This window comes from Streptomyces sp. NPDC006516 (genome assembly GCF_040611875.1).
In the GTDB taxonomy this organism is placed as follows: Bacteria; Actinomycetota; Actinomycetes; order Streptomycetales; family Streptomycetaceae; genus Streptomyces.
Genome location: NZ_JBEXPD010000005.1, coordinates 276,171 through 302,192 on the forward strand (window position 1 = coordinate 276,171; position 26,022 = coordinate 302,192).

General features: G+C 72.9%; 22 protein-coding genes and 1 pseudogene. 10 read left to right on the forward strand and 13 right to left on the reverse strand.

The window, feature by feature from the left end; all coding sequences use genetic code 11:
- Positions 1 to 70: 70 nt before the first annotated feature.
- Positions 71 to 1,034 (reverse strand): annotated as a pseudogene (locus tag ABZY45_RS17615) (AraC family transcriptional regulator).
- Positions 1,035 to 1,053: 19 nt separating this feature from the next.
- The gene (locus ABZY45_RS17620) at positions 1,054 to 1,998 is read right to left on the reverse strand and encodes an SDR family oxidoreductase (protein WP_356740882.1); all 945 of its coding nucleotides are present in this window, start codon (positions 1,996 to 1,998) and stop codon (positions 1,054 to 1,056) included.
- 282 nt (positions 1,999 to 2,280) lie between these two features.
- Between ABZY45_RS17620 and ABZY45_RS17625 the strand changes: the two genes are divergently transcribed.
- Entirely contained in the window at positions 2,281 to 3,120 is an 840-nt protein-coding gene (locus ABZY45_RS17625; protein ID WP_356740884.1) for a helix-turn-helix transcriptional regulator, read from the forward strand.
- A gap of 110 nt (positions 3,121 to 3,230) precedes the next feature.
- Positions 3,231 to 4,172 (forward strand): NmrA family transcriptional regulator, encoded by a 942-nt coding sequence (locus tag ABZY45_RS17630; protein ID WP_356740886.1) that lies wholly within the window; start codon positions 3,231 to 3,233, stop codon positions 4,170 to 4,172.
- 206 nt (positions 4,173 to 4,378) lie between these two features.
- Here ABZY45_RS17630 and ABZY45_RS17635 read toward each other — a convergent pair whose 3' ends face one another.
- The 4 genes from ABZY45_RS17635 to ligA all read right to left on the reverse strand — a co-directional run bounded on the left by ABZY45_RS17635 (position 4,379) and on the right by ligA (position 10,383).
- Entirely contained in the window at positions 4,379 to 4,684 is a 306-nt protein-coding gene (locus ABZY45_RS17635) for a 4a-hydroxytetrahydrobiopterin dehydratase (RefSeq protein WP_356740888.1), read from the reverse strand.
- Between the two features lie 106 nt (positions 4,685 to 4,790).
- Positions 4,791 to 5,048, reverse strand: coding sequence for a hypothetical protein (locus ABZY45_RS17640; protein ID WP_356740889.1), 258 nt, complete (start codon positions 5,046 to 5,048; stop codon positions 4,791 to 4,793).
- A 5-nt stretch (positions 5,049 to 5,053) separates the two neighbouring features.
- Positions 5,054 to 7,348, reverse strand: coding sequence for a protein translocase subunit SecD (gene secD / locus ABZY45_RS17645; RefSeq protein WP_356740891.1), 2,295 nt, complete (start codon positions 7,346 to 7,348; stop codon positions 5,054 to 5,056).
- 944 nt (positions 7,349 to 8,292) lie between these two features.
- Positions 8,293 to 10,383, reverse strand: a complete 2,091-nt coding sequence (gene ligA, locus ABZY45_RS17650) for an NAD-dependent DNA ligase LigA (protein ID WP_356740892.1) — start codon at positions 10,381 to 10,383, stop codon at positions 8,293 to 8,295.
- A gap of 238 nt (positions 10,384 to 10,621) precedes the next feature.
- On the opposite strand from ligA, the gene ABZY45_RS17655 reads away from it, so the two are divergent.
- The 3 genes from ABZY45_RS17655 to ABZY45_RS17665 all read left to right on the forward strand — a co-directional run bounded on the left by ABZY45_RS17655 (position 10,622) and on the right by ABZY45_RS17665 (position 13,394).
- Entirely contained in the window at positions 10,622 to 11,554 is a 933-nt protein-coding gene (locus ABZY45_RS17655) for a DUF1996 domain-containing protein (protein WP_356740894.1), read from the forward strand.
- An 87-nt stretch (positions 11,555 to 11,641) separates the two neighbouring features.
- Complete coding sequence (locus ABZY45_RS17660) at positions 11,642 to 12,238, forward strand: DUF305 domain-containing protein (protein WP_356740896.1); 597 nt, start codon at positions 11,642 to 11,644, stop codon at positions 12,236 to 12,238.
- Positions 12,239 to 12,341: 103 nt separating this feature from the next.
- Positions 12,342 to 13,394 (forward strand): LacI family DNA-binding transcriptional regulator, encoded by a 1,053-nt coding sequence (locus ABZY45_RS17665; protein ID WP_356740898.1) that lies wholly within the window; start codon positions 12,342 to 12,344, stop codon positions 13,392 to 13,394.
- A 4-nt stretch (positions 13,395 to 13,398) separates the two neighbouring features.
- Here the strand turns inward: ABZY45_RS17665 and ABZY45_RS17670 are convergent, their stop codons facing one another.
- A complete protein-coding gene (locus tag ABZY45_RS17670) occupies positions 13,399 to 15,660 on the reverse strand; it encodes a phage holin family protein (RefSeq protein WP_356740900.1) in 2,262 nt (753 codons plus the stop codon).
- 102 nt (positions 15,661 to 15,762) lie between these two features.
- Positions 15,763 to 16,167: a hypothetical protein gene (locus ABZY45_RS17675; RefSeq protein ID WP_356740902.1), complete on the reverse strand. Its 405-nt coding sequence runs from the start codon at positions 16,165 to 16,167 to the stop codon at positions 15,763 to 15,765.
- A 179-nt stretch (positions 16,168 to 16,346) separates the two neighbouring features.
- On the opposite strand from ABZY45_RS17675, the gene ABZY45_RS17680 reads away from it, so the two are divergent.
- On the forward strand, positions 16,347 to 17,123 hold the full coding sequence (locus tag ABZY45_RS17680; protein ID WP_356740904.1) for an MBL fold metallo-hydrolase: 777 nt from the start codon (positions 16,347 to 16,349) through the stop codon (positions 17,121 to 17,123).
- Complete coding sequence (locus ABZY45_RS17685; protein WP_356740905.1) at positions 17,120 to 17,740, forward strand: VTT domain-containing protein; 621 nt, start codon at positions 17,120 to 17,122, stop codon at positions 17,738 to 17,740. Before ABZY45_RS17680 ends, ABZY45_RS17685 begins: the two co-directional genes overlap by 4 nt.
- 117 nt (positions 17,741 to 17,857) lie before the next feature.
- On the opposite strand, the gene ABZY45_RS17690 is transcribed toward ABZY45_RS17685, so the two are convergent.
- The 4 genes from ABZY45_RS17690 to ABZY45_RS17705 form a co-directional block, all read right to left on the reverse strand.
- Positions 17,858 to 18,883: an MBL fold metallo-hydrolase gene (locus tag ABZY45_RS17690; RefSeq protein ID WP_356740906.1), complete on the reverse strand. Its 1,026-nt coding sequence runs from the start codon at positions 18,881 to 18,883 to the stop codon at positions 17,858 to 17,860.
- Positions 18,884 to 18,896: 13 nt separating this feature from the next.
- Positions 18,897 to 20,123, reverse strand: coding sequence for an aminotransferase class I/II-fold pyridoxal phosphate-dependent enzyme (locus ABZY45_RS17695; protein WP_356740908.1), 1,227 nt, complete (start codon positions 20,121 to 20,123; stop codon positions 18,897 to 18,899).
- 115 nt (positions 20,124 to 20,238) lie between these two features.
- Positions 20,239 to 21,087, reverse strand: a complete 849-nt coding sequence (locus tag ABZY45_RS17700) for an SMP-30/gluconolactonase/LRE family protein (RefSeq protein ID WP_356740909.1) — start codon at positions 21,085 to 21,087, stop codon at positions 20,239 to 20,241.
- Positions 21,084 to 21,857, reverse strand: coding sequence for an IclR family transcriptional regulator (locus ABZY45_RS17705; protein WP_356740911.1), 774 nt, complete (start codon positions 21,855 to 21,857; stop codon positions 21,084 to 21,086). The genes ABZY45_RS17700 and ABZY45_RS17705 overlap by 4 nt, the downstream gene beginning before the upstream one ends.
- Before the next feature lie 215 nt (positions 21,858 to 22,072).
- Here ABZY45_RS17705 and ABZY45_RS17710 point away from each other — a divergent pair, with 215 nt between their 5' ends.
- The 3 genes from ABZY45_RS17710 (at position 22,073) to ABZY45_RS17720 (ending at position 24,990) form a co-directional block, all read left to right on the forward strand.
- Positions 22,073 to 23,569 carry a phosphatase PAP2 family protein gene (locus ABZY45_RS17710; protein ID WP_356740913.1) on the forward strand — a complete coding sequence of 499 codons (1,497 nt, stop codon included), beginning with the start codon at positions 22,073 to 22,075 and terminating at the stop codon, positions 23,567 to 23,569.
- Between the two features lie 132 nt (positions 23,570 to 23,701).
- Positions 23,702 to 24,511 (forward strand): methyltransferase domain-containing protein, encoded by an 810-nt coding sequence (locus ABZY45_RS17715; protein ID WP_356740915.1) that lies wholly within the window; start codon positions 23,702 to 23,704, stop codon positions 24,509 to 24,511.
- A gap of 125 nt (positions 24,512 to 24,636) precedes the next feature.
- A complete protein-coding gene (locus ABZY45_RS17720) occupies positions 24,637 to 24,990 on the forward strand; it encodes a VOC family protein (RefSeq protein ID WP_267078236.1) in 354 nt (117 codons plus the stop codon).
- A gap of 6 nt (positions 24,991 to 24,996) precedes the next feature.
- Here ABZY45_RS17720 and ABZY45_RS17725 read toward each other — a convergent pair whose 3' ends face one another.
- The gene (locus ABZY45_RS17725) at positions 24,997 to 25,908 is read right to left on the reverse strand and encodes an arginase family protein (protein ID WP_356740918.1); all 912 of its coding nucleotides are present in this window, start codon (positions 25,906 to 25,908) and stop codon (positions 24,997 to 24,999) included.
- Between the last annotated feature and the right edge of the window lie 114 nt (positions 25,909 to 26,022).

Sequence of the window (26,022 nt, forward strand, 5' to 3'; positions counted from 1 at the left end):
GACAGGCGGCGCCCCCACCGCTGTACGCACGGTGGGCGGCGCCGCCGCGGTCGGCCCGGGAGCCCGGGGCTCAGGGCGCGAGGGTTTTCTCCGGGCCGGCACTCCCTCTGCGGTACGCCTGCGGGCTGACGCCGCGCACGCGTTTGAAGGCCGCGCTGAACGCGAACGTCCCTCCGTAGCCGACCTGGCGGGCGACCGCCTCCACGGTGGCATCCGTGTCCCGGAGCAGGTCGGCGGCCAGCGCCAGACGCCAGCCCGACAAGTGGGCCATGGGTGGTTCACCCACCAGCTCGGTGAACCGGCGGGCGAGCGCCGCCCGCGAGACCCCGGTCTCCGCGGCCAGCGACGCGACCGTCCAGGGCCGGGCCGGGGCCTGTTGCAGAAGACGCAACGCCCGCCCGACGACCGGGTCCGCCATGGCCCGGTACCACGCGGGAGGCTCGGCGTCCGGCCTGGCGAACCAGGCGCGGAGCACCGCGATGAGCAGCAGGTCGAGCAGCCGGTCGAGGACGACGTCCTGGGCGGGTTCGTCCTGCGAGATCTCGGCGTCGAGCAGCGCCAGCAGCGGCCCGCTCCGCGTGTCCGAGGGAAGCACGAGCCGCGGCGGCAGCGCGTCCAGCAGACGCCTGCTGACCTCCCCGTCGAGGAGATAGGTCCCGACCAGCACGGCCGTGGATCCGTCGGCCGCGTTGGCCCCAGGTGCGTACGCCCAGCCGCATCGAGTCGGCGAGGGGAGCGCCGCGCAGCGTGGTACAGGCCCCTCCTGGCCCGACGCGCGCGTGCGGGACCGTGCCGGGGGCGCCGGCGACGGTGTAGGGGGCGGGACCACGGACGACGGCGACGTCTCCGCTACGCAGGCGGAGAGGCCCGTCCCCTTCATCGGGCAGGAGCCACGCCTCCCCGTGCCGCACGGTCATCAGACACAGCGGGGCCCGGTCCTCGATCCGGACCGACCACGGCGGTTCCATCACCATCCGCAGCAGGAAGGCGCCCCTGGCCCGCGGTCCGTCCAGCAGTCCGGCCAGTGCGTCCATGCCCAGCAGCCTATGGTCATCAGCCGCCGGGGAAGGACACCTTCGTGAGCTCTTCGGAGAACCGCCAGACGCGCCGGGCCTCCTCCGTGCCGCGAAGGCGCGAGTAGAGCCCCTGCTGTCCGGGAGGTCCGCCCATGTGCCTGAACCCGCGCGGCCCGTAGAAGCCTCCGGGTCCGGCATCGGGGGAGGTCGCGGCGTAGAGGGCGGGGAGTTGGGCGGTGCGCACTGTCCCGACGAGGATGCCCCGGGCGGACAGCGCCCGGATCACGCGCACGCCCAAGGTGTCCTCCGCGCGTCCGACCTCGGGGCGGGCGGCGAGGAGGTTCGTCGGAGCGATCCCGGGGTGGGAGAGGTTACTCGTGATACCCCAGCCGCCGGCCCGGCTGCGCCGGTCGAGCTCGAGGCCGAAGAGCCCGAACGCGATCTTCGACTGGCTGTAGGCCTTCATGCCGTCGTAGGAACGTTCCCAGTTCAGGTCGCCCCAGTTGATGGCACCCTGATTCGCCGCGACGCTGACCTGTGAGGTCACACGTGCGTGGCCGGCGCGCAGCAGGGGCAGCAGATGTGCCACCAGGGCGAAATGGCCGAGGTGGTTGGTGCCGAACTGGAGCTCGAACCCGTCGGCGGTCGTCTGCCTGTCCGGCGGAGTCATGACGCCCGCGTTGTTGATGAGGATGTGGATCGGCCGTCCCTCCTCCCGCAGGGTCTCGCCGAGGGCTGCGACGGAGGCGAGCGAGGACAGGTCGAGCTCGCGGAGGGAGACCTTCGCCCAGGGGGCCGTCCGGCTGATCGTGCTGAGCGCGGCCTCGCCCTTGCGCCGGTTGCGTACGGGCAGGATGACCTCGGCACCGGCCTCGGCGAGCCGCGCGGCGAGACCGAGCCCGATGCCGTCGCTCGCTCCGGTGACGACGGCGCGTCGGCCGGACAGGTCGGGAACGGCGACGTCGATGGGTTTGCGTGGCATGTGCCCGCTCCTGGGTTGTGTCGTCAGCCCACCGCCGTGCAGGACGGTGGTGCTGTTCGGGCTGCTCGCGCCCGCCGGGCCGGCCCGGCGGATCGCCCGCCCGCCTCCGGGCGAGTCGGTGGTGCCGTCGCCCCTTCCACCAGCGGGCACGTCACCAGCCTCGAACGGCGTGGCGGGGGCCCGCAACCCGCGAAGGGGGGATCGATGATCCGTGGATCCCGGAACACACGGCCGGTAGAAATGACGCGGACAGAGCCACGCAGGGTGACGGAGGCGCGCACGGTGATCGATCGGACCGGACTTGCGGAGTTCCTCCGGCGCCGGCGGGAGGCTCTGCAACCCGAGGACGTGGGCCTGCCGCGCGGACGTCGCCGCAGGACGAGTGGCCTGCGGCGGGAAGAAGTGGCGGCGCTCTGCCACATGTCGACCGACTACTACGCGCGGCTCGAACGGCAGCGCGGACCCCATCCGTCGGAGCAGATGACCGCCTCCATCGCGCAGGGACTCCGCCTCTCCCTGGACGAGCGCGACCACCTGTTCCGGCTCGCCGGACACACCCCGCCGGCGCGGGGCGCGGACAGCGAGCATGTCGGTCCCGGCCTGCTGCGCATCCTCGACCGGCTGCACGACACCCCCGCGGAGATCGTCACCGAGCTCGGCGAGACGCTGCGCCAGACACCGCTCGGCATCGCGCTCACCGGTGACCTGACGCTCTACAGCGGCCCGGCGCGCAGCATCGGCTACCGATGGTTCACCGAGCCCGACACGCGAAAGCTCTACGCCGCCGAGGACCACGCCTTCCTCACCCGCATGTTCGTCTCGGGCCTGCGCGGGGTGGCCACGCTGCGGGGGCCCGGTTCCCGCGCGGCCCACTACGCCGACCTGCTGCTCACCCGGAGCGCGGAGTTCCGCCGCGTGTGGAACGACCACGAGATCGGCATCCGGCCCCGTGAGGTGAAGCATTTCGTCCACCCCGAGCTGGGCGCGCTGGAGTTGACCTGCCAGACGCTGCTCGACCCGGCCCAGTCCCATCTTCTGCTCGTCTACACCGCCGCTCCTGGCAGTGAGAGCTATGAGAAGTTGCGGTCGCTGTCCGTCGTCGGGGCGCGGGCGCTGCGCTGAGCGAACCGGGCGCGGTCGCTCGGCATGCGGAGTGCCGCCGTGGACGCAGACGTATGGAGTTGAGCGTGTGGAGGATGTTCCCGGCCGGGCGCCCACGGGAGCCTTGAGGCATGACGACGAACACGGGCCAGGCGAACACGGGCCGGACGAACACGACACAGGCGAACTCCGTACCGGCGAACACAGAACCGGCCGTAACGGAACAGAAGCGCACGAACCGGCCGGAGCACCGCACCGTGCTGGTGACGAGCGGTACGGGCAAGACCGGCCGCCGCGTGGTGGAGCGGCTCCTCGCACGGGGCGCGGAGGTCCGGTCGGGCTCGCGGACCGGCGACGTCCCCTTCGACTGGCAGGACGAGTCGGGCTGGGAACCCGCCCTGCGGGGCGCCGACGCGGCCTATGTCGCGTACTACCCGGATCTCGCCGCCCCCGGCGCGCCGGAGGCGATGGCCGCGTTCGGACGGATGGCGGCCGACAGCGGAGTACGCGCCCTGGTGCTGCTCTCCGGGCGCGGCGAACCGCAGGCAGTGGTGGCGGAGGAGGCCCTGCGGGGCGCGGCGGCGGGGGTCGAACTCACGGTCCTCAGATCGGCCTTCTTCGCGCAGAACTTCAGCGAGGGCGCGCTGCTCGACGGTGTGCTCGACGGGGAGCTGGTCTTCCCCGCGGGCTCCACCGCCGAGCCCTTCGTCGACGCGGACGACCTGGCCGACGTGGCCGTGGCCGCGCTCACCGGGGAGATCCCGGGGGGATCGGTGCACGAGCTGACGGGCCCACGACTGCTGACCTTCGACGAGGTCGCCGCGGAGCTTGGCCGTGCGACGGGGACGGAGATCCGCTACGAACCGGTGACCGGACCCCAGTACGCGGCGGCGCTGGGGACCTACGGCGTGCCGTCCGCCGAAGCGGGCTTCCTGGCGGACCTGTTCGTCATGCTGCTGGACGGGCGCAACGCCATGACGACGGACGGGGTGAAGCGCGCGCTCGGGCGGGATGCGCGTGACTTCACCGCCTTCGCGAGGAGTGCCGTACGGGACGGCGTCTGGTCCCGCTGACCCGTCGGCCGGCCGCACGGGCGGTCCGGTGCGGGCCCCGTGCGAGGCCCGCGCCGAGACCAAGCGGGGCCCGCACGTCGCGAACGTACGGAAGCCGTTCAGCCGCGTAGCCGGTAGGCCGGATCGGCGCGCGGCCGGTCCGGGTCGGGCAGCGCCTCGAGCTTCGCGGCCGTCCGCTCCGCCGTCCGGCCGGGCCGCGCCGGGCGTCACTCCGCGCCGTGTCCTGCGGCGACCGCCTCGACGCGTGCGGCCAGCTCGAGGTCCTTCCGCGTCACGGCGCCTCCGGCGTCGTGCGAATTCACCGCGAGCGACACGGTGTTGTAGCCCAGCGTCAGGTCCGAGTGGTGGTTCAGCTCGTCCTGGATGCGGGCCACGTGGACGGTCAGCCCGGTCGCGGCGAAGTGGGAGGGCAGCCGGTAGGTACGGGTGATGCGGTCCCCGTCCAGCCGCCAGCCGGGGAGTTCGCGGAGCGCTTCCTCGATGGCGTTCGCGGACAGCGGTTCAGCGGGCATGGGGCGGCTCCTCGTGGTCCGGTGCGGTCGGTCCCCGCGACGTTACGGCCCGGGTGCGGTCGCTGTCGCCCCCGACGCGGCTGCCCACCGACGGGGCATGGCGGACTCAGAGGGTGACGCGCGGCCTGGTCCACGGGGTGTCCCCGCGGCCCAGCAGACCAGTGACGGCGACGGCGACGGCTGCGAGCAGGATCGTCAGGGCGAGCAGCAGCGGCAGTTCGTGCACGTCACCGAGGACGGCGAGCCCGCCGGCCACCGCTCCGTTCATGTCGGGTACGAGCGTGGCCCAGGCGTCACGCAGTACGGGCCGCCGGTACGCGCCGGGCGGGGCCTGGTGGGTCCCGCCCGGCACGTGCTCGTTCATGAGCCCTATACGCGCGCCCCGTTGTCGGACGGGTCGCGGCGGCGTGTGCGGCCGGCCTCCGCCCCCCGTTTCGGTGCGCGCTTCCTGGCCGGCGGCGGGGCCTTGCTGCTCCGCTCCAGGAGCAGCGCCCCCGGAACGGCCGTCATGACCGAGGAGTACGTCCCCACGCAGATGCCGATGAGGAGGGCGAGTGCGAAGTCCGCGAGAGAGTCCCCGCCCAGCACCGCCAGGGCGACCAGGATGAACATGGCGCCCATCCCTGTGTTGACGGTGCGTGGCACGGTCTGCAGAACCGCACGGTTGGCCACGTCGGCGATCGGTGTGCGACGGTTCCTCGCCCAGAGTTCCCGCACCCGGTCGAAGACCACGACCGAGTCGTTGACGGAGTAGCCGATCACGGTGAGCAGGGCGGCGAGGAAGATGCCGTCGACGGGCCGGGCGAGCCAGGCGAAGGCGCCGACCAGGATGATGACGTCGTGCACAAGCGCCCCCACGGAGGCGACGGCGAACGTCCACCGGAAACGGGCCGCGAGATAGGCGAGTTGCACGAACACGGCGACGCCCAGCGCGATCAGAGCGTTGCGCCGCAGTTCGTCGCCGAGACTGGGCCCGATCAGCTCGTCACGCACCTTGGTGGTCTCGCCGCCCACCTCCGCCAAGGCTGTGCGCAGGGCGTGTTCCCCCGCGTTGTCGAGCTTGCCGGTGCGTACGGAGAGGTCGTGGTCGTCCGCCGTGGTGACTTCGGCGCCGTCGAACCCGGCGGCGGCGATCGTGTCACGGGCGGTCTCGACGTCGACGGGGCGGCTGGTGGAGTACTCGACGAGCCGCCCGCCGGTGAACTCGACGCCCAGGTCCACACCGCGCACGAGGATGCCCGTGACGGCGACGAGCACAAGGGCGGCCGACACCCCGAGCCAGCGGCGCGGAGCCCGGAACAGCTGGGGGTCCCGCGCGTTCAGCCAGGTGCGGACCCGGCCGGGCCGTGCGATGCCGTTGACGCCGCGGTAGTCGTTGACGAACCGTGAGCCCGCCGCGAACTCCGTGAGCGCCCGGGCGATGACGAGGGCCGAGAACATCGAGGCCAGCACGCCGATGGCGAGCGTGACACCGAAGCCCTTGACCGGGCCGGAGCCCAGGAGGAAGAGCAGGGCCGCGGCGATGAGAGTGGTGACGTTGGAGTCGGCGACGGCACTCCACGCGTTACGGAATCCGGCGGTGAGCGAGGAGCGCAGCGAGCGGCTCCGCCGGTCCGCGTACTCCTCCCGGGCGCGTTCGAAGACCAGGACGTTGGCGTCGACCGCCATGCCGATGGCGAGGACGAACCCGGCGAGCCCCGGCAGGGTCAGCGTGACACCGAGGGCGACCAGCGCGGCGTAGGAGATCACGCCGTACGCCGCAAGAGCGAGGGCGGCGAGTGCGCCGAAGAGGCGGTACATGAAGGTGATGAAGAGCGCGGTCGCTGCCGCGCCGATGAGAGCGGCGCGGGCGCTCGCGTCGATGGCCGCGGCGCCCAGGGTCGGGCCCACGGTCCGCTGTTCGACGATCTCCACGGGCACGGGGAGTGCGCCGCCCTTGATGAGCAGGGCGAGATCGCGTGCCTCGTCGGCGCTGAAGGAGCCGGTGATCTGGGTGGAGCCGGAGGGCAGCCCTACCTCGCAGCCGACCGAGGGATCGACCTGCGGCGAGGAGATGACCTTCCCGTCGAGGACGATCGCGACGCGTCGCTTCTGGTCCCCGGCGGGATGGCACGCGGCGTCTCCGGTGAGGCGCTGCCACTCCTTGCCCGCGTCGCCGTGGAAGTCGAGGGCGACGGACCAGCCCGCGCCCTGCTGGGCGTCGAACTGGGCGGTGGCGTCCTTGACACCCGCGCCGGAGAGACGCTCCGGACCGAGGGCGAGAGGAGTGCCCTGTTCGTCGGGGAGCGTCCGGTCGCCGCTGGTTTCGCCCCCGGGCTCCTGGACCGCGTGGAAACCGAGCTGCGCGGTCTTGCCGATGACCTCGGCCGCCTGGCGCGGGTCCTGGACGTCGGGTAGTTCGACGATGATCCGGTCTTCGCCGGAGCGGGTCAGGGCCGGTTCGGCGACCCCGAGCGAATCGATGCGCTGGCGCAGCACCTCCATGGTGCGATCGGTGCTCTCCCGGTCCGCCTTCGCGGTGGCGGAGTCCTTGGCCTGGAGCACCATGCGGGTGCCGCCCTGGAGGTCCAGGCCGAGTCTGGGTGACATGGTCAGGGTGATGAACACGGAGACGAGCAGGACGGCGGCAGCCAGAACCGCTCGCACCGTGGTGGCGCGAGTCATGGGATCCCCTTGAGTGGGCGTCGTCCGCCCCGGCCTCGACCGCGGAATCAGTCCTCGACCGCGGAAACAGTCCTCGACCGCGAAGGCGCGCACCGCCACGGAGGCAGGGCTCAACTCACGGAGGCAGGCCCGGCGCAGGGCGTCCGGCCCGAGGTCATCCGGTACGAGCCGGGCTCAGCAAGGACGGCCCGAGTTCAGCACGGACACCTGGAGCTCAGCGGGGACGGTCTGGGTCGGTTGCGGCCGGGGAGGGGGACGACAGGTCTGTGGAACAGGACCGGTGACAGGCCGACCGGCCTGTCACCACCCCAGGAGGACCTCGCACGCCGGGCAGAGTCGCCTTGGTCAGACCGGACACGCAGGGGCCGGCTCCCGCCGCTCCCGATGCGAGGCCGCGAGGGACGGGGAGGCCCGGCAGGCGCGGAGGCAGTGCGCCATGGCCGGGCGGCGGGCCATGATGCGGGGCGTGCGGACGGTCGACGCCCGCACGCGGCCCCGGAAGAGGCGCGGCCTCCGCCCACCGGCCGGGCTCGGGACGGGCAGCGGCGTGCGGCCCGTCGAGATGTGCGGTCCGGTCGGCCCCGTGCGTACCGACGGACGGAACGGGCGGGGGGAGCGCGACTGCGGGAGCCGCACCACCGAAAAGGGTGAGCAGCGCGAACAGGAGCGCCGCGAACACGGGCGGCAGCCTGTCCGCCCGCCCGCGCGGGACGTAAGGCGTGTCCGGCCGCCCGCGCGGGGCGGCCGGGCGGCTCAGCCGCCCGACTCGCGGAGAACGCATCGCTCCTCGCCCTCCGGCCCGCTGCTACGGCCGTTCATCACGCATCAACAGGCCGACCCCCCGATAGAGAGGCGTGACCGAACCCTCACTATGCAATACGAGGCCTGGAAACGCCACTGTCGCCACGATCCCAAGGGCGGGCCCCTCCTCCGCCTTTCACTCCTCAGGGAGCCAGATAGGCCTTCACCAGCTCTGCGAACTCCTCGGGTGCGGCGATCCTGATCTCCAGCTCCTCCGCCTTGGTGCGTTTGGAGCCCGCCTTCTCCCCCGCGACGAGCAGACTGGTGCGCTTGGAGACGCTGGAGGAGGACTTGCCACCGGCCCGCTCGATCAGCTCGTTCATCTGATTCCGGGAGAGCTTCTCCAGCGCACCGGTCATGGCGCCGGTGACGACGACGGTCATCCCGCCGAGAGGCAGCCCTTCCGCCTCCCCGCCCTCGGGGAGCGCCTCCGGTTCGGAGCCCGGCTCCGGCGGCGGGGTGGCGCCGGGCTCGGTCATGTTGACCCCGGCGGCGACGAGCTTGCCGATCAGCGGCGCCAGCTCCTCCAGTTCCTTGACCACGGCCGCGGCCTTCTCCGTGCCGATGCCGTCGACCCGCTGGAGGCTCTCGGCGTCGGCGGCGACGACGCGGTCCATCGAGGCGAAGTAGCGGGCGATCCGCCGGGACATCGAGCGTCCCGTGCCCCGCACCCCGAGGGCGCAGAAGACGCGGGACAGCGGGCGGGTCCTGGCCGTCTCGATGGCCGCCAGCAGGTTGTCGGTGGACGTCTCCCCCATCCGCTCCAGGGAGAGCAGCTGATCCCGCTCCAGCGTGAAGAGGTCGGCGAAGTCCTGGACGAGGCCGGCGTCGACGAGCTGGACGACCCTGGTCGCGCCGAGCCCTTCGATGTCGAGCTGATCGCGACCGGCGGCGTACGAGACGGAGGCCACGACCCGGCAGGCACGGCCCTGCGTGCAGCGCCAGCGCTGCTCGCTCGTGTCGATCTCCGAGCCGCACCGGGGGCAGGTCTCGGGAAACTCGATCGGCTTCTCGTCCCCGGTGCGCAGATGTGCGACCGGCGCCTCGATGCGGGGGATGATGTCACCCGCCTTGTAGACCATCACATGGTCCCCCAGGCGCAGGTCACGGCGGGTGATGTCGGCCGGGTTGTGGAGCGTGGCGTAGCTGACCGTGGATCCGTCGATCTCGACGGGCTCCAGGACGGCGCGCGGCGCGATGATGCCGGTCCTGCCGACATTCCACTCGACGCCCAGCAGCCGGGTGACCTTCTCCACCGCCGGGAGCTTGTAGGCGATGGCCCAGCGCGGTGCGCGCGTCCCGGAGCCGGCGTCGCGCTGGTCGGCGGCCAGGTCGGCCTTGATCACGATGCCGTCTATGCCGAAGGGCAGTGAGGCGCGACGGGCCGCGATCTCCTCCACACCGGCCTGCACCTCCTCCGCGGTGGTGACCACGCGCGGGGCGACCGCCGAGTCCGCGGCGGTGTGCACACCGAGCCCCGCGACGAGTTCCAGGACCTCGCTGTGCGGGAGCTCGGCCAGCGTCCCGGTCAGCTCACCGGAATCCGGCAGCGCGAGAGCGCCGTAGGCGAAGAAGGTCATCTCCACGCGGTACGGCCGGTCCTTGGCCCGCAAGGTGCCCGCCGCCCCGTTCCGGGGGTTGGCGAAGGGTGCGGCACCGTGTTCGGTGCGCACGGTGTTGGCCTGCTCGAACTGCTCGTCCGTCATGAGGATCTCGCCGCGCACCTCCAGGGTCTCGGGCGCGCCGAGCCGGTCCGGCAGGCCGAGGACCGTGCCGATGGCGTGCGAGACGTCCTCCCCGGCCGTCCCGTCGCCTCGGGTGATCAACTGCTCCAGCCGGCCCTGGCGGTAGCGCGCCGCGACTGCGAGGCCGTCGAGCTTGGGCTCGACACTCCAGGCGGCGACCGGTCTGCCTATGCGGCGCTCCACGGAGGCGGTCCAGGTGACGAACTGCTCGGCGGAGAAGACGTTGTCCAGCGAGAGCATCGGGACGGTGTGCGGCACGTCCCCCGTCGCCGCCCCTCCGGCGACCTTCCCGGTCGGCGAGGCGTCCAGCACCTCCTGCGGATGCTGCTCCTCGTAGGCCGCGATACCGCGCACCAGGCGATCGTAGGCATCGTCGTCGAGCGTGCTCTCACCCGCGGTGTAGTAGGCGGCGGCAGCACGCTTCGCCTCTTCCACGGCAGCCGCGTAGGCGGCGGTGTCGGCGAGCGGCCCAACTGAGTTCGTCGTCATGACCACCATCCTGCCGCCCACCACTGACAACGCCCCCCGACCCTCGATCGGAGAGGTTTTGAGAGATCGCTCTCCGACCCCGCCGCACGACAACTCCGTTCAGCTAGCAGGTAATTGACGGGCCCGTGCACAGTCTTGACATGCTTACGTCACACTTCTACGTTCCTGAAGAGAGCGCTCTCTCGCCCAGGCCGGACACTCGGCCGAAGGAACCCCACTTCCTCAGAACAGGAGTGCCGTGCTCTTCCTCAGACGACGCACGTCCGACCACGGCAGGCGCGGATCCCTGCCGCCGTGGCGCTACCGCATCGCCGGGCTCGCCGCCGCCGCACTCGCCCTGTCCCTCGTCCAGGCCTCCGCGGGCAACGCGGCGGGCGACCGCGCCGCGACGGGCTCCACCGGGTCCGCCGACGTGGTCCGGGTCGCCGAGTTCCTCGCCGAATGCCCCTACACACACCGCGCACCCGACGATCCGATCGTTCTGCCCCGTCTGCCCGGCGCCTCGCACATGCACAGCTTCTTCGGGAACGACTCGACCGACGCGCACTCGGATCTCGCGTCCCTGGAGAGAGCCGGCACCAGCTGCGCTCCCAGGACCGACCTCTCCGCCTACTGGGTGCCGACCCTGTACGACGGCGACAAGGAGGTGGAGCCGACCGGCACCACGTTCTACTACCTCGGCGAGGGCGTGCGGGACGACATCATCCGTACGATCAAGCCCTTCCCCCGCGGGCTGCGGATCGTCGCGGGCAACGCGAAGGCCACCGGCCCCGACGACAACACCATCTCCCGCTGGTCGTGTCTCCACCACGGCGAGGTCGATCCGTCCCACGACTTCGTCAACTGCCCGGCGGGCTCGATGATGGAGAGCTACCTGGACTTCCCGCAGTGCTGGAACGGGAAGGACCTGGACTCGGCCGACCACAAGAGCCACATGGCCTATCCGGTGGGCGGCGCCTGCCCGTCGACCCACCCGGTCCCGGTGCCCAAGCTGCGCCAGGTCCTCCGCTATCCGGTGAACGGCGACCCCGCACGCTTCCGGCTCGCCTCGGGACGCGGCTACACGATGCACGGCGACTTCTTCAACGTGTGGCCAGAGGCGGAGATGGCCCAGCGGGTCCGTGACTGCATCAACGCCATCATCAAGTGCGGCGCCGACGGCACCCCCTGACGTTTCGTCACATCCCCGTCCACCGGCGTCCGTCCAGGCCCGCTCCCGGGCCTGGACGGACGCCCCGGCCGCAAGGAACCGCCGCCGATGGCACCTCGCCGACTCACCACGACGCTGCTCCTGCTCACTCTGCTGACCCTGCTGACCGGTTGCGCCGGAGAAGGAGGTCGAAAAGCCGATCCCTCGCCCGGACCCGCACAGACCGGTACGACGACGCCCCGCTCCCCCTCGGCGAACCCGACCGACGCCGCCTGGGTCCAGTTGATGATCCCCATGGACGCACAGGCCGTGCTCCTGCTGGATCTCGCCGCTCGCAAGACCTCCGGGCCCCGCCTGCGTTCCTGGGCGGCTCGGCTGCGGTCCGCGCAGGTCGCCGAACTGACCGCGCTGCGCGGGCTCCGGGACCGGATGGGACTGCCCGGCACCGATGTGCACGAGGGGCACGACATGCCCGGCATGGTGACGGCCGAGGATCTCGGGGACGCCCGCGTGGCGGAGGGGGCGGCCTTCGACCGCCTGCTCGTGAGGCTGCTCCACGAGCATCTGCACCAGTCGAAGCAGGTCTCGCGCTCCGAGAGCTCGGCGGGCGGCAGCGCCGAGGCCAGGGACCGGGCACGGGCGCTCGTGACAGCGCGCGGGGAACAGCTGGCCGAACTGACCGCCCTGCGCGAGCGGGGCCACTGAGTGCCGCGACCGGCGAGGGCCACCGAGGTGTGAGCGGCGGCCGGGGCCGCTGACGTGCCGGAACCCTCGGCACGCTCGTCGGATCACCCGGTATAAAGACTGCATGACTGCCGACGTGTCGCCGCCCGCACGCCCCACCACCCTGGAGGACGTGGCCGCGGTGGCCGGTGTCTCCCGGGCCACGGTGTCCCGTGTGATCAACGGTGCGACCACGGTGGACCCCGCGCTACGGCGCATCGTCGAGGAGGCGGTGGCCACCACGGGCTACGTTCCCAACCGTGCGGCACGTTCGCTGGTGACCCGCCGGACCGATTCGATCGCACTGGTGGTGTCCGAGCGTGAACGCCGTCCCGTCTCCGAGCCGTTCATAGGCCGGATGTTCTCCGACCCGCACTTCGGGCGCGTGGTCGCCGGCCTCATGGAGGTGCTGCGCCCCGCCGGGATCCAGATGGTGCTGATGCTGGCCGACGACGAGGCCTCGCGTGACCAGCTGATGTCGTATCTGCGCCAGGGACACGTGGACGGAGTGGTGCTGATCTCCTCGCACGCCGACGATCCGCTGCCGGAGCTGCTGCACGGCACCCGGCTCCCGGCCGTGCTGGCCGGACGGCCGCGCCGCCCCTCACCGCTGACCTACGTCGAGGCGGACCAGCGGGCCGGGGCGCAGATGGCCGCCGACCATCTGGCGGCCATGGGCCGACGGCGCGTCGGGACCATCGCGGGCCCGCAGGACATGCCCGCGGGGCAGGTGCGGCTGACCGGCTTCTTGGACGCGTTGGAGCAGCACGGGATCGGGGACGTGGTGACCGCCGAGGGGGGCTTCACCCACGCCGGAGGCGCCTCGGCGATGCGTCGGCTGCTGAGCGAACAGCCCGACCTGGACGCGGTGTTCATCGCCTCGGACCTGATGGCGCTGGGCGCACTGCCGGTGCTGCTGCGGGCGGGCAGGGACGTCCCCGGGGATGTCGCGGTCGTGGGCTTCGACGACAGCAACGCCGCGGTGGCCTGCGATCCTCCCCTCACGACCGTGCGCCAGCCGGTGGAGGAGATGGCTGCCGAGATGGCCCGGCTCCTGCTGAAGCAGATCGGCCGTCCGGGCGAGCCCGCGCCGTCGGTGGTCTTCCATCCGACGCTGGTACGGCGCGCGTCCGCCTGATCCGTCAGCCGCGCGCGCCGGGGACCGCGTCGCCCGCGTCCGGAGCGGGCTCCTCCAGGACGGGCCGGTCCAGGACCGGCTCGTTCACCGCCGGAGCCCCTTCCTTAACGGACACGCCCTCCGTGACCAGCACCTCCGGGAAGGGTTCGTCCGCGCGCGCCGCCCCCGCGAAGCCCTCCTGCCGCAGCGGCACCTGGGGCCCCGAGAGCTCCCGGAGCCAGCGCGCCAGCACCCGGTGCACGGTCTCCGCTCCCACCAGCCCTGCCACGGCCTTCCCGCCGGGCGGGTCCGCCGCCACGGCGTCCAGCGGGTCCGCCAGCGTGCGCGGCCAGAGCAGGAAGGGCCGGGACTGCTGCCCCCCGAGCCCTCCGTGCGAACCGATCTGCTCCTCGAAGGCGTGCACGCGGCCGGATTCCGGGTCGTACATGGAGTTGACCATGACGTCGGCCACGTGCGGGAAGGTGTCGGTGCGCCGCACCGCCTCCGCCGCGCCGGCGCCGTACGCGGCGATCGGGCCCTCCCCGTCCCTGAGCTCCGCTACGGGAACCTCCGCACCGTCACGGCCCAGCACCACGGATCCGTGCTTCTGGCTGCGCACGAGCAGGAAGCCGATCCCTGGATGGGCGGCGAGTGTGCCGAGCAGTGCGGGGTGGCGGCGGTCCAGTTGCTCGCGCGAGGCCCGGCCGTCGATGTCGGGGAAGGAGAGCAGCCCGAGGTTTCCCGAGGCCAGCACGACCGGGTCGGACGGCCTGGCGGGGTGCTCCGCCTCCTGTTCCCCGTCGACGGGCCTGTGCAGCGCGATGCGCACGGCGTCGCGGGCCTCCGACGCGCTGCGGGTGCGCTGCGCCCTGCGGGGTACGGGCAGCCCGCAGCCGGCCCGTACGAGGTCCTTGAGCGTGAGGCCGTAGCGTCCCGCGAAGGTCTCCCCCGGGCTCTGACCGTGGTCGGACAGCAGCACGACCCGGTAGTCGCGCGGGGTGTGTTCCGCGATCTTCATGATGAGGCCCAGCGACCGGTCGAGCCTGGTGAGGACCTTCTCCGCGTCCTTGCTGTGCGGCCCGGAGTGGTGGGCGACCTCGTCGTAGGCGACGAGGTCGGCGTAGACCGCGGTGCGTCCCGCGAACATGTCCCCGATCACTGCGGCCACCACGACGTCGCGTTCCACCACGGTCGCGAACGCGCGGATGAAGGGGTACAGCCCGCCGCGCTTGACCCGGGGGGACTCCTTGCGCAGCCGGGCCCGGGTGGACTGGCCGATCTCGCGGACCACCTCGGCGACGAAGGAGAGGGCGGTACGCACGGCGTTGGCCGGGTCGGAGAAGTAGGCGAAGTAGCCGGCGCGCGAACGACGGCCCTTGCCGCGCCTGGCTGCCATCGACAGGACCAGGGCGAGCTGGTCCGCGCCGCCGCTGAAGAGGTTGCCCCGGCTCGCGCCGTCGACGGTGAGCAGTCCGCCGTCATGGGTGCGGGCGATGGCCCTGCGCTGCAGTTCGAGGGCGCTCGCCGGTCTGCTGGAGACCATGACGGTGCCGGTCTCCTTCTCGTACCAGCGGAAGGCCGGCACGTCGTAGTTGCTGCCGTGCAGGATGCCGAGCTGACTGGCGCCCGTCTGGCTGGACCAGTCGGTGGTCCACGGGGTGAGCCGGTGCCCGGCCTCGTCGGCGAGCAGCCCGGCCACGGTCGGCATGATCCCGTCGGCCGCCGCCTCGGCGAGTACGTCGTGGCCCACGCCGTCGAGCTGGACGAACACGATGCCGGGCGCTCCGCCCCGTCCGCCGTCCGGGCCCCCGGGCGTGCCGCCGCGTCTGCGGCGGCGGTCGGCCAGGCGGGAGAGTCTTCGCCGGTAGGCGTCGTCGTCGCGGACCGCGAGGGCGGTGGAGACCGCGGAGGCCACGGCCGACATGACGGCCGCCACGACCACGGCGGTCTCCGGGTTGGCGTCCCCGCGCCCGTCCGGGATGAGCCGCAGGGCTATGAGCAGGAGGGAGCCGTTGAGGAAGAAGACCAGAGCGCCCAGGACCAGCGCGGGCACGATGAGCAGCGCCCTGACGAGCACGGGCCACACCAGCGCGGAGAGCAGGCCGAAGGCGCCCGCGCCCCAGGCCGCGGTGAAGGCGGTCCTCGTGACGGTGTCGCCGTCGTCGGACTGGAGCTGGAAGTCGGGCAGGATGCCCGCGAGAGCCAGCATGGTGAGCGTGGAGACGGCCCATACCGAGGCCACGCGTACCAGCGTTCCGCCCGCCGTACGCCATCGCCCGTCATTCACGCCGTTCCACCTCACGTCCGGGCCCGTCGTTCGTCGTGGACCCGCGTCAAGCCTGTCACAGCCCTCTCGGCGACTTTCACGGCCCCGGCTGCCGGCCCGGCGTCAGCAGCCGTCGTAGCCGGCGGTCGGCATCGAGAGCCTGCGGTGGACACTCGCCTTGGCGCGGGCGGTGTAGAGGGGCTCGTCGAGGCCGGCGTACTCCAGCCGTACGCCGCGCCTCTCGCACTCCGCGGCGAAGTCCGGCACGGAGACGAGGGCCCGCGCGAGGACCCGGTCGTTGGGCACCACGAACAGCTCGACCTGCCCTCCCTCGGTGCCGGCCCACAGGGCGTGGTGGTCGGGTCGCAGCCCGCAGACGCGCAGCTGGCGGGTGACGACGTATCCCCGGTCGGCGGCCCAGCGGGCGCACATGGCCTGCTGGCCGCGGGTGTCGACGAGGAAGGGATCGGCGTCGAGCTCCTCCAGCGGTGTGAGACTGGCGATGGCCGCCACCCGTACGTCCCCCATGAAGGGATCCCCCCGCGCTCGGATGCTGGCGACGACCCTACCCCTGATGTGGCTCTCCGTAGCCGTGTGTGACCGTGGTGGGGAGGGCGGGAAGGAGCACTCCGGCGTGGGAGGGGCGCGGACCGCATACCCTCGTACGCGTACGAGGACGACGGGGGCGTGGACGAGGAGGCGGGGCGGTGGAGGTCACCTGGTGGGGTCATGCCACCTGCACGATCGAGGACACCGGGGTCCGGGTCCTGACCGATCCGCTGTTCGTACGCCGCTTCGCGCATCTGCGCCGGCGCCGGGGCGAGGTGCCACCGCCGGAGGCCGCGGTCGCCGACGTGGTGCTGATCTCGCATCTGCACTCCGACCACCTGCACCTCCCCTCCCTGGCCCGTCTCGCCCGCGGCAGCCTCCTGGTCGTCCCTCGGGGCGCGCTGGGGGCCGTCCCCGGCCTCCGGCTGCTGCGCAGGGCGCGCGGGCTCCGGATCACCGAGGTCGTCCCGGGTGACGTGGTGCGGGTCGGCGAGCTCCTGGTGCGCGCGGTCCCGGCCTCGCACGACGGGCGACGGCTGCCGGTCGGCCCGCACCGGGCGCCGGCTCTGGGATACGTGGTCGAGGGGGAGGCACGGACCTATTTCGCCGGGGACACCGGGCTCTTCGACGGCATGGCCGACGCGGTGGGCCCGGTGGACGTGGCGCTGCTGCCGGTCGGCGGCTGGGGGCCCAACCTGGGCGACCACCATCTGGACGCGGAGCGTGCCGCGTCGGCACTGGCCCTGCTGAAGCCACGGTCCGCTGTGCCGGTGCACTACGGCACGTACTGGCCGATCGGGATGGACGGGATCCGGCCGCACGAGTTCCACGCGCCGGGCGACGAGTTCGTGCGGCACGCGGCGCGGCTGGCACCCGAGGTGTCGGTGCACCGGCTGGGGCACGGGGAGCATGTGAGGCCGGAGGCCCGTAGGTGATGGAGGAAGTGCTGCGGCAGCTCCCGACGGAGTCGACGCAGCAGGCGGCCGGTTATCCGTCGCTGTTCTTGCTGGTGGCGCTGGGGTCCCTGGTGCCCGTGGTGCCGACGGGCGCGCTGGTGAGTTCGGCGGCCGTGGTGGCGTTCCACCAGACCTCACCGTTCGCCCTGCTCGTGGTGTTCGCCGTGGCGTCGGGTGCGGCCTTCCTCGGGGACCTGTGCCTGTACTGGCTGGGGCAGCGCGGGGTGCGGTCGAAGAACGGCTCGCGCTGGCTGGAGGCGATCAGCAGCCGGGCGGCCCCCGAGCGGCTGGCTCAGGCTCAGGAGAAGCTGGACGAGCACGGCACGGTGGTGCTGGTGCTGTCCCGGCTGGTGCCCGCCGGGCGGATACCCGTGATGCTGGCCTGTCTGCTCGGCGGGATGCCGCTGCGGCAGTTCGCCCGGGGCGACGTTCCCGCGTGCCTGGCCTGGGCGGCGACGTACCAGCTGATCGGGATCCTGGGCGGTTCGCTCTTCGCCGAGCCGTGGCAGGGGGTGCTCGCCGCGGTCGCGCTGACGTTGCTGATCAGCGGGACGCCGGCCCTGTGGCGGCGGCTGCGGGCGAGGCTGGCCGGCTGAGAACACGAGATGGCGCGGGCGGCCGGCTGAATACACGGCAGGGCGCGCGCGGCCGGACAAGAGCGCGGCAGGGCGCGGGCGACGGGCCGTGGGCGCGGAGTACCGGCCGGGCACCGGTCAGGCTTCCAGGACCCGTGAACCGCCGACCGGCAGGTCCCAGAGGTCGGCGCGGGGGTGGCCCGCCCGCTGCCAGGCGGTACGGAGCCGGGTGAGCGGTTCGAGCACCGGCTCGGCGGAGAGCAGGAACGTCGCCCAGTGCATGGGGGCCATCGCGCGCGCGCCCAGGTCCTCGTACGCCTGGACGGCCTCTTCCGGATCGGTGTGCACGTCCGAGAGCCACCAGCGCGGTTCGTACGCCCCGATCGGCAGCATGGCCAGGTCGAGACCGGGATGGCGGCGGCCGATCTCCTTGAACCAGTGGCCGTAGCCGGTGTCCCCCGCGAAGTAGATCCGCCGCCCGCTCGCGTCGCCGAGCACCCAGCCGCCCCACAGCGACCTGCAGGTGTCCAGGAGGGTCCGCTTGGACCAGTGGTGGGAGGGCACGAAGTCGAACCGGACGCCGCCCAGTTCCACCGACTCCCACCAGTCGAGCTCGGTGACGCAGGTGAATCGGCGGCGCCGGAACCAGCGGCCGAGCCCGGCGGGGACGAGAAGCGGGGTGTCCCGGGGAAGCCGTCGGAGCGTGGGCGCGTCGAGATGGTCGTAGTGGTTGTGGCTGATCAGAACCGCGTCGATGCGCGGCAGCTCCTCCCAGCGGACGCCGACGGGGGTGATCCTGGCGGGGGTGCCCAGGATGCGCCGCGACCAGACCGGGTCGGTGAGGACGGTGAGGCCGCCGATGCGGACGATCCAGCTAGCGTGTCCGGCCCAGGTGACGGCCGTCGTGTCCGTGCCCACCTCCGGCAGCGGCTGGGGGGCGTAGGGCAGCCGGTGGATCCCGCGGAGGCCTTCGGCGTTGGGCCGCAGGGCGCGCTCCCTGGCCAGGCGAGTCATGCCCCTGACACCCGGAAGCGGGGCGGAGAGCCGGTCCGCGAAGCTGCGGGGCCAGGTCCGGAGCTCGCCGAGGCGGCGCGGCGCGGCGGCGGGGCGGCCGGGGGGCGCGTGGCCGGCGCCCGCGTAGGGGCGCTCGGTCTGTTCCGTCATCGAGAGGCTCCTGTCATCGGAGTTCATCGAGGGCTGCTGCGAAAATGCTCAGTGCTCGGGCGACATGGGGCAATTTCAGGGGCTCCACCGCAGTGAGGGACTCCATCTGCTGCTCCGGGGTTGAGCCGAGCAGGGGGCCGGTGCTCAGCCGCACCCGCAACGCACCCAGTTCGTCCCCGAACCGGTGCCCGCCGGGAGCCGGGGCACCCAGGCTCCGCGTGAGGTACTCCTCCAGTTCGAGGGAGTCGGTGACCCCCCGGGCCGCCAGCCGGGGGCGCAGGGGCCCGAGATCGGCGTAGAGGTGGCGGCCCGCCTGCGGTGGCCTGGCCAGTGCCCCTGCGGTGAGCACGGCACGGTGCGCGGCGGAGGCGACGTCGGCCTGGAGCCCCGCCGCCTGCCGGATCCGGGCCGTCACGGCCTCGGGTTCGCGGAGCGCGTGGGCGGCGGCGCGGGCGACCGGTTCCGCGACGAGGGCGCCGAGCGCGGTGAGGATGTCGAGCACGCGGGCCCGCCGGGCGGCGTCGCGCGCGGTGGCCGGGAAGCGTGCGACGGCCACCGGCCAGGCGGACGGGGTGAGTGCCCCTGCCAGATCGGAGACCACGGTGACGTCGTCGGGGCACATCTCGGCGGGGCTGAGCACGACGGTGTCGTGGGGCCGGTGCAGGGTGTCGCGCCAGGTCTCGTCACTGACGATGTGCAGTCCTTCGGTCACGGCCGCCTCGCAGGCCTCCCGGACCAGTTCCGGCGGCGCGAGGGTGGCTGTCGGATCGTCGGCCACCGAGATCAGGAGCAGCCGGGGCCTGCCGCCCTCGGCGCGCACCCTGCGCACGGTCTCCAGCAGGGCGTACGGGTCCGGAATGCCGCCGCACTCGGCCGGTGTGGGCACGTGGTAGGCGGGGCGGCCCAGCAGCCGCGCCTGGGGCATCCAGCCGGCGGGACAGGGCCTGGGCATGATGACGTCGCCGCCGTAAGCCGCGATCAGCGCGAACACGAGGGGCTGGACGCCGGGGGCCGCCGCGACGTCGTCCGGGCCGCAGTGCAGGTTCCGCCGCGCCCAGTACGCGCAGGCGGCCTCCCGCAGGATCGTTCCGCCACCGGGAGGCTCGGGACGGGTGCGCGCGGCCGACGCGGCCAGTACGCCGGCGAGCTCGGGCAGCACGGGTAGACCGGGGTCGGGGGCGGGCGGCCCGTACCGCACCGGGCCCCGGTCCTCCCTCAGGGGTCGCTCGCCTCCGTGCATCCCGGGCCTCCGTCCGCCTGCGTCGCCCTCAGGGCCCTTTATACGGAGGTTCCCCGGGGTCCGCCCCCGCACCGGTTCCGGGAGCGACGGAATCCCGCGCCCCGCGTCCGCCGGCTCATCCGGCGAAAGGCGTCCCCGGCATACCCTGCCCCGCGTCCGGGAGCACGAGCAGCGAGCCCGAGAGCGGGTGCGGCGCGTCCAGACCCGTACGGGCGGTGGAGATGTACAGATCGCGCAGGCCCGGACCGCCGAAGGCGCAAGCGGTGGGCCGCCGTACCGGGAGCTCCACCACCCGGTCCAGCCGTCCGTCGGGGGTGTAGCGCCGGACCGCCGCGCCGTCCCAGAAGGCGGCCCACACGCAGCCGTCCGCGTCCACGGTCAGGCCGTCGGGCCACCCGTCGCCCTCCGGGACGGTGACGAAGGGGCGCCGGTTCACCACCCGCTCCCCCTCGACGTCGAAGACGTCGATGCGCCGGGTCGGGGTGTCCGTGTAGTACATGAGCCGGCCGTCCGGGCTCCAGCCCGTGCCGTTGCTGACCGTCACCGCGTCGAGGACGCCCGTCACCCTGCCGTCCGGGGCGATCCGGGAGAGACTGCCGCCGCCCTCCGCCTCGTCGTAGCGCATGGTTCCGGCCCAGAGAGCGCCGTCCGGCGCCACGGCCGCGTCATTGCCCCGCCGCCCGGGGACGGGGTCGTGCACCAGCCAGGAGAAGGCGCCGTCGGCGTCGTGGAGCCCCACGCCGTCCCGCAGGACGGTCACGAGGCCGCCGCCCGCCCGCGGCTTCGCCGCGCCGACGTGCTGCCCCGTGGCCATGACCGTACGCCGCCCGGTCGAGGGGGCGTAGGTGTGGACCCGGGCGGAGAGTATGTCGACCCAGATCAGTCGCTCGCCCGCCGGGTCCCAGGTGGGGCCTTCCCCCAGTTCGGCCCGCTCGCGCACCGCGACGTCGACGGCGGTGCTCATATCTGCCCCCGGTGGTGTCCGAGCCGCCCGGACAGCGCGTCGGCGCCGCCTGAGGCGAGCTGCGCGAGCTCCGCCTCACGCTCCTCGCTCCAGCGGATCATCGGTACGGAGATGGAGAGCGCGGCGACGACCCGCCCGGACCGGTCGCGGACGGGCGCGGCCACGCAGCTCACATCCGGATTGGACTCCCGGTGCTCGACCGCTATGCCCCGCTTGCGCACGACGGCGAGGGCCGCCCGCAGCTCGGTCGCGTCGGTGAGGCTGTTGTCGGTCATGGCGACGAGCTCACGTCCGTCGAGACGGGCGTCGAGTTCGGCCTCAGGGAGCGCGGCGAGCAGCAGTTTGCCGACGGAGGTGCAGTGCGCGGGCAGCTTGCGGCCCGCGGCGGAGACCATGCGGACGGCGTGCGTGGAGTCCACCTTGGCGATGTAGATGACCTCGGTGTCCTCCAGGATCGCCACGTGGACGGTCTCACCACAGGTCTCGGCGACCTCCCTGGCCACCTGCTGCCCCTCGGCCGCGAGATCGAGCTTCTCGGCGTACCGGCTGCCGAGCTGATATGTGCGCACGCCCAGCCGGTAGCGCCCCGGCTGCTCCGGGACCGTGACCAGGTAGGAGCGCGCGGCGAGCGTGGTGAGCAGCTCGTGGACCGTGGTCCTCGGCAGTTGGAGCTTGCGCGTGACCTCAGGAGCGGAAAGGGTTCCTTCACCCTGGAGGAAGAGTTCGAGAACATCCAGCGCCCTGGTCACCGCAGGGACGAGTCGCCCCATGATCGCCCGCCTTATCTTGTTCGACACTCCGGCCAATGACCGGAATCACGAACGCAGGCTAACGGCAGGGAACTTGTCCGGGCAACGCCCTTGACGTCGCGGAGCGGGCGGAGCCCGGGCGATTCCCCACATGTTTCGCGATTCGGCCGGATCCACCGGCGGCGCCCCTGCGCGCCTCCTGGTTCACCCTCCGGTCGCAGGGTATTCGCTGTCCCATGTCGACATCGAGCAGTCTCCCCTTTCCCGCCGGCTGGCGGGCGAGATTCCATCAGCGCGATCTCGCCGCGTTCCAGCGCGTGGCCGAAAGACACTGGCCGGGCGCCGAGCACGTCCTGCCCCGGCTGAGCCGCAGTGCCAACCACGGGCTGCTGTGGGTCGGGGCCGCGGCCGGCATGGCCGCCCTGGGCGGCAGCGCCCGCTCGCGCCGGGCCGCGCTGCGCGGGATCGCGTCGCTGGCCGTCGCCTCGGCCGCCATCAACACCGTGGGCAAGGGCGCGGTGCGCAGGCAGCGCCCGATAGTGGACCTCGTTCCGGTGATGAGGCAGCTGAAGCGGCAGCCCGGCACCACCTCCTTCCCGTCGGGTCACGCGGCGTCCGCCGCGGCCTTCGCGACGGGCGTCGCGCTGGAGTCGAAGGGCTGGGGGGCGGTCGTCGCCCCGGTGGCGGCGGCCGTGGCCGCGTCCCGCGTCTACACCGGCGTCCACTATCCGAGCGATGTGGTGGCCGGCGCGGCGCTCGGCGTGGGGGCCGCGTTCGCCCTGCGCGGCGTCGTGCCGACCCGCGGCCAGCTGCCCGCCCCGGGCAGGCCGCCGGCCGAGGCCCCGGCGCTGCCCGCCGGGCAGGATCTGGTCGTGGTCGTGAACCGGGAGTCCGGTTCGGCGACCGCGGCGGCGGGCATGATCCGCGACGCGCTGCCGCTCGTGGCGACGGTCGAGTGTGCCCCTTCCGACCTGCCGGGGTGCCTGGAGGAGGCCGCGCGGCAGGGCAAGGCCCTGGGTGTCTGCGGAGGCGACGGGACGGTCAACATGGCCGCGGCCGTCGCCGCGACCCACGGGGTGCCGCTCGCCGTCTTCCCCGGGGGGACCCTGAACCACTTCGCGTACGACCTCGGCATCGAGACCGTGCACGACACCGTGATCGCGCTCACCTCCGGCGCCGCGGTCCGGGTCGACCTGGGGCGCTTCCGTCCCGGCCCACAGGGGCCGGACGGAGCGGACGGATACTTCCTCAACGCCTTCAGCCTGGGTGTCTACCCGGAACTCGTGCGGACCCGGGAGCGCTGGGCACCCAGGATCGGCGGTTGGCCGGCGGGGGTGCTGGCTGCCGTCGAGACGCTGCGCGGCTCACGTCCATTGTCCGCCGAACTCCAGGGCAGGAAGCGGCCGTTGTGGCTGCTCTTCGTGGGTAACGGCCTCTTCCGGCGCGTCGGCCCCGCGCCCGGCCGCCGCCACAACCTGGCGGACGGGCTGCTCGACGTACGGGTGGTGCACGGCGGCCGGACGCCCGGCCTGCGCCTGCTGGCCGCGGCGATCGCCGGACCACTGAGCCGCTCGCCCGTGCACGCGGCGGTATGGCGCCGGAAGGTACGTCTGTCCGGCCTCGCTCCGGGGACCCCGTATGCGTACGACGGTGAAGTCGCCTCCTCCGGAACCGAGTTGGTGATCGACAAGCTTCCCGAGGCTCTCACGGTGTACTGCCCGATGCCCGCGTGACGCCGCGCGGCCGGAAAGGACGCGTCCACTCCCCGCTCGCCCACATCATGAGACAGCTATCTCACGATGCGGCATGGAGGCGTACGGTCGGCCCATCGCCTGCGACTGAGGTCCGAGAAAGGACGTACGGCCATGCCGAAGGAATCCGCCGTCTACACCCATGGTCATCACGAGTCGGTGCTGCGCTCGCACCGGTGGCGGACCGCCGTCAACTCAGCCGCCTACCTGATCCCCGAACTCCGGCCGGGGCAGGCGGTGCTGGACGTCGGCTGCGGGCCGGGCACCATCACCGCGGACATCGCTGGGCTCGTGGCGCCGGGCCGGGTGACGGCCGTCGACGCGAACGGCGAGATCCTCGAGGACGCGGCACGTGTCGCCGCCGAACGTGGCCTGGACAACGTGGAGTTCGCCACGGCGGATGTCCACGCCCTGGACTTCCCCGACGACTCCTTCGATGTGGTCCACGCCCATCAGGTGCTCCAGCACGTGGGTGATCCGGTGCAGGCGCTGCGCGAGATGCGGCGGGTCTGCCGGCCCGGCGGCGTCGTCGCCGCCCGGGACAGCGACTACGCGGCGATGACCTGGTATCCGGAGGTGCCCGGGATGACGGAGTGGCAGGACGTGTACGGCCGGGTGGCCCGCGGTAACGGCGGCGAGCCGGACGCGGGACGCCGGTTGCTTTCCTGGGCACGGGAGGCGGGCTTCACCGACATCACCCCGTCGGCGGCGGCCTGGTGCTTCGCCACCCCCGAGAACCGCGCCTGGTGGAGCGGCCTGTGGGCGGACCGCACGACCGCGTCCGTGTACGCGAAGCTGGCCGTGGAGGGCGGACACGCGAGCGCCGAGCAGCTGACGGCGATCGCGGACGCCTGGCGCGCGTGGGGCGAGGAGCCCGACGGCTGGTTCATGGTGCCGCACGGCGAGGTGCTCTGCCGGGCCTGATCCGGGGGCCGGCACGATCGGGTGATGCGCGTGAGCCGATGCCAGGCGTGACGGCTGTCAGGCGGATCCGGTGCCGGGCCGGGAACGGATCACATCAGGCGGGGCCGGCAACTACCCTCGTGGGCATGGAAATCCTGGGAACCACGCTGCGTATCTGCGTCGACGACCTGGAGGCCTCCGTGGCCTTCTACGAGGGCCTGACCAGCACCCCGGCACTGCGCTTCGAGCGCGGCGGGGTCTCGGTGGCCGCGATCGGCTGCTTTCTGCTGATGAGCGGCCCCGAGTCGGAACTGGAGGTGCTGCGCAAGGTGTCGGCGACGATCGCGGTGAAGGACGTCGAGGAGGCCCACGCGGCCCTGACCAGGGTGGGCGCCCGGGTCATCGCGGGCCCGGTGCCCACCCCCGCGGGCCGCAACCTGATCGCTCTGCACCCGGACGGCTCCGTCTTCGAGTACGTCGACCGGAACGTCCCCGCCTGACAGCGGTCAGCCCCCGTCCGGTCCCGCCTCGGCGAAGGCGCCGACGATCAGGTCGGTGAGCAGCGCCGCCGCCGAGGCGTCGGGGTCCAGATCGGGGTCGTAGATCGTGACGTTGAGTCCCACGCAGCGTGGTGATCCGACGAGCGTCCTCAGCAGCGGGGCCAGTTCGTCGGGGAACAGGCCGCCGTCGTCCGGGCTGTCGACGGCGGGCATCACGCCCGGGTCGAGGACATCCGCGTCGAGGTGGACCCAGAAGCCGTCGAGCACGGGCACTTCCAGGCTCTGCACCACGGCGCGGGCGATGTCGGCGGGCCCCCACTCCCGGATCTCGCCGACGGTCACGTGGGAGATCTTCAGCGCGGTCAGCTCGGCACGGTCCTCGTCGCCGTCGCGCATGCCGAAGAGCCGGATGTCCTCGTCCTTGAGATAGGGCCCGAGCCCTTCGATGTCGGTGAGGTCGGCCTGTCCGCGTCCGGTGGAGAGGGCCAGCTCCTCGCCGCCCGCCGCGCCGATCCGGTCGCTGTTGCCCGGGTGCCGGAAGTCCGCCGATCCGTCGACGGCGACGAGCCCGTACCGCCCTGTGCGGCGCAGAGCGAGGGCGGCGCCCAGCTGGATGGAGCAGTCGCCGCCGAGGACGACCGGGAACTCCCCGGCCCTGACATGGCCCTCGATGCGGTCGGCGAGCGTACGGGTGTAACGGGCGATCGCGGAGGCGTTGAAGACGCCGTCGCCCTCCTTCCAGTCCCCTCGGTCGTAGCGCGGGGGGACGACGACGCCGCCCTCCAGGGCCCTGAGCCGCTGCACGATGCGCTGCTCACGGAGCGCGCCCGCGAGTTTGTAGCAACCGGGCACGGTGCCGGGGGCCGGGGGCCGCAGCCCCAGATTCGACGGGGCATCGAGAACCACACGTGTACGCATACGGCCTATGGTCGCCGCCCCCTGAGCCGGGTGTCTCGCGGTCGGCGATGATCGGCCGTACCCGGCCGGAATCACCGCCCGGGAGGGCGGTGGCGGCGTCCCGGGCCGTACGCG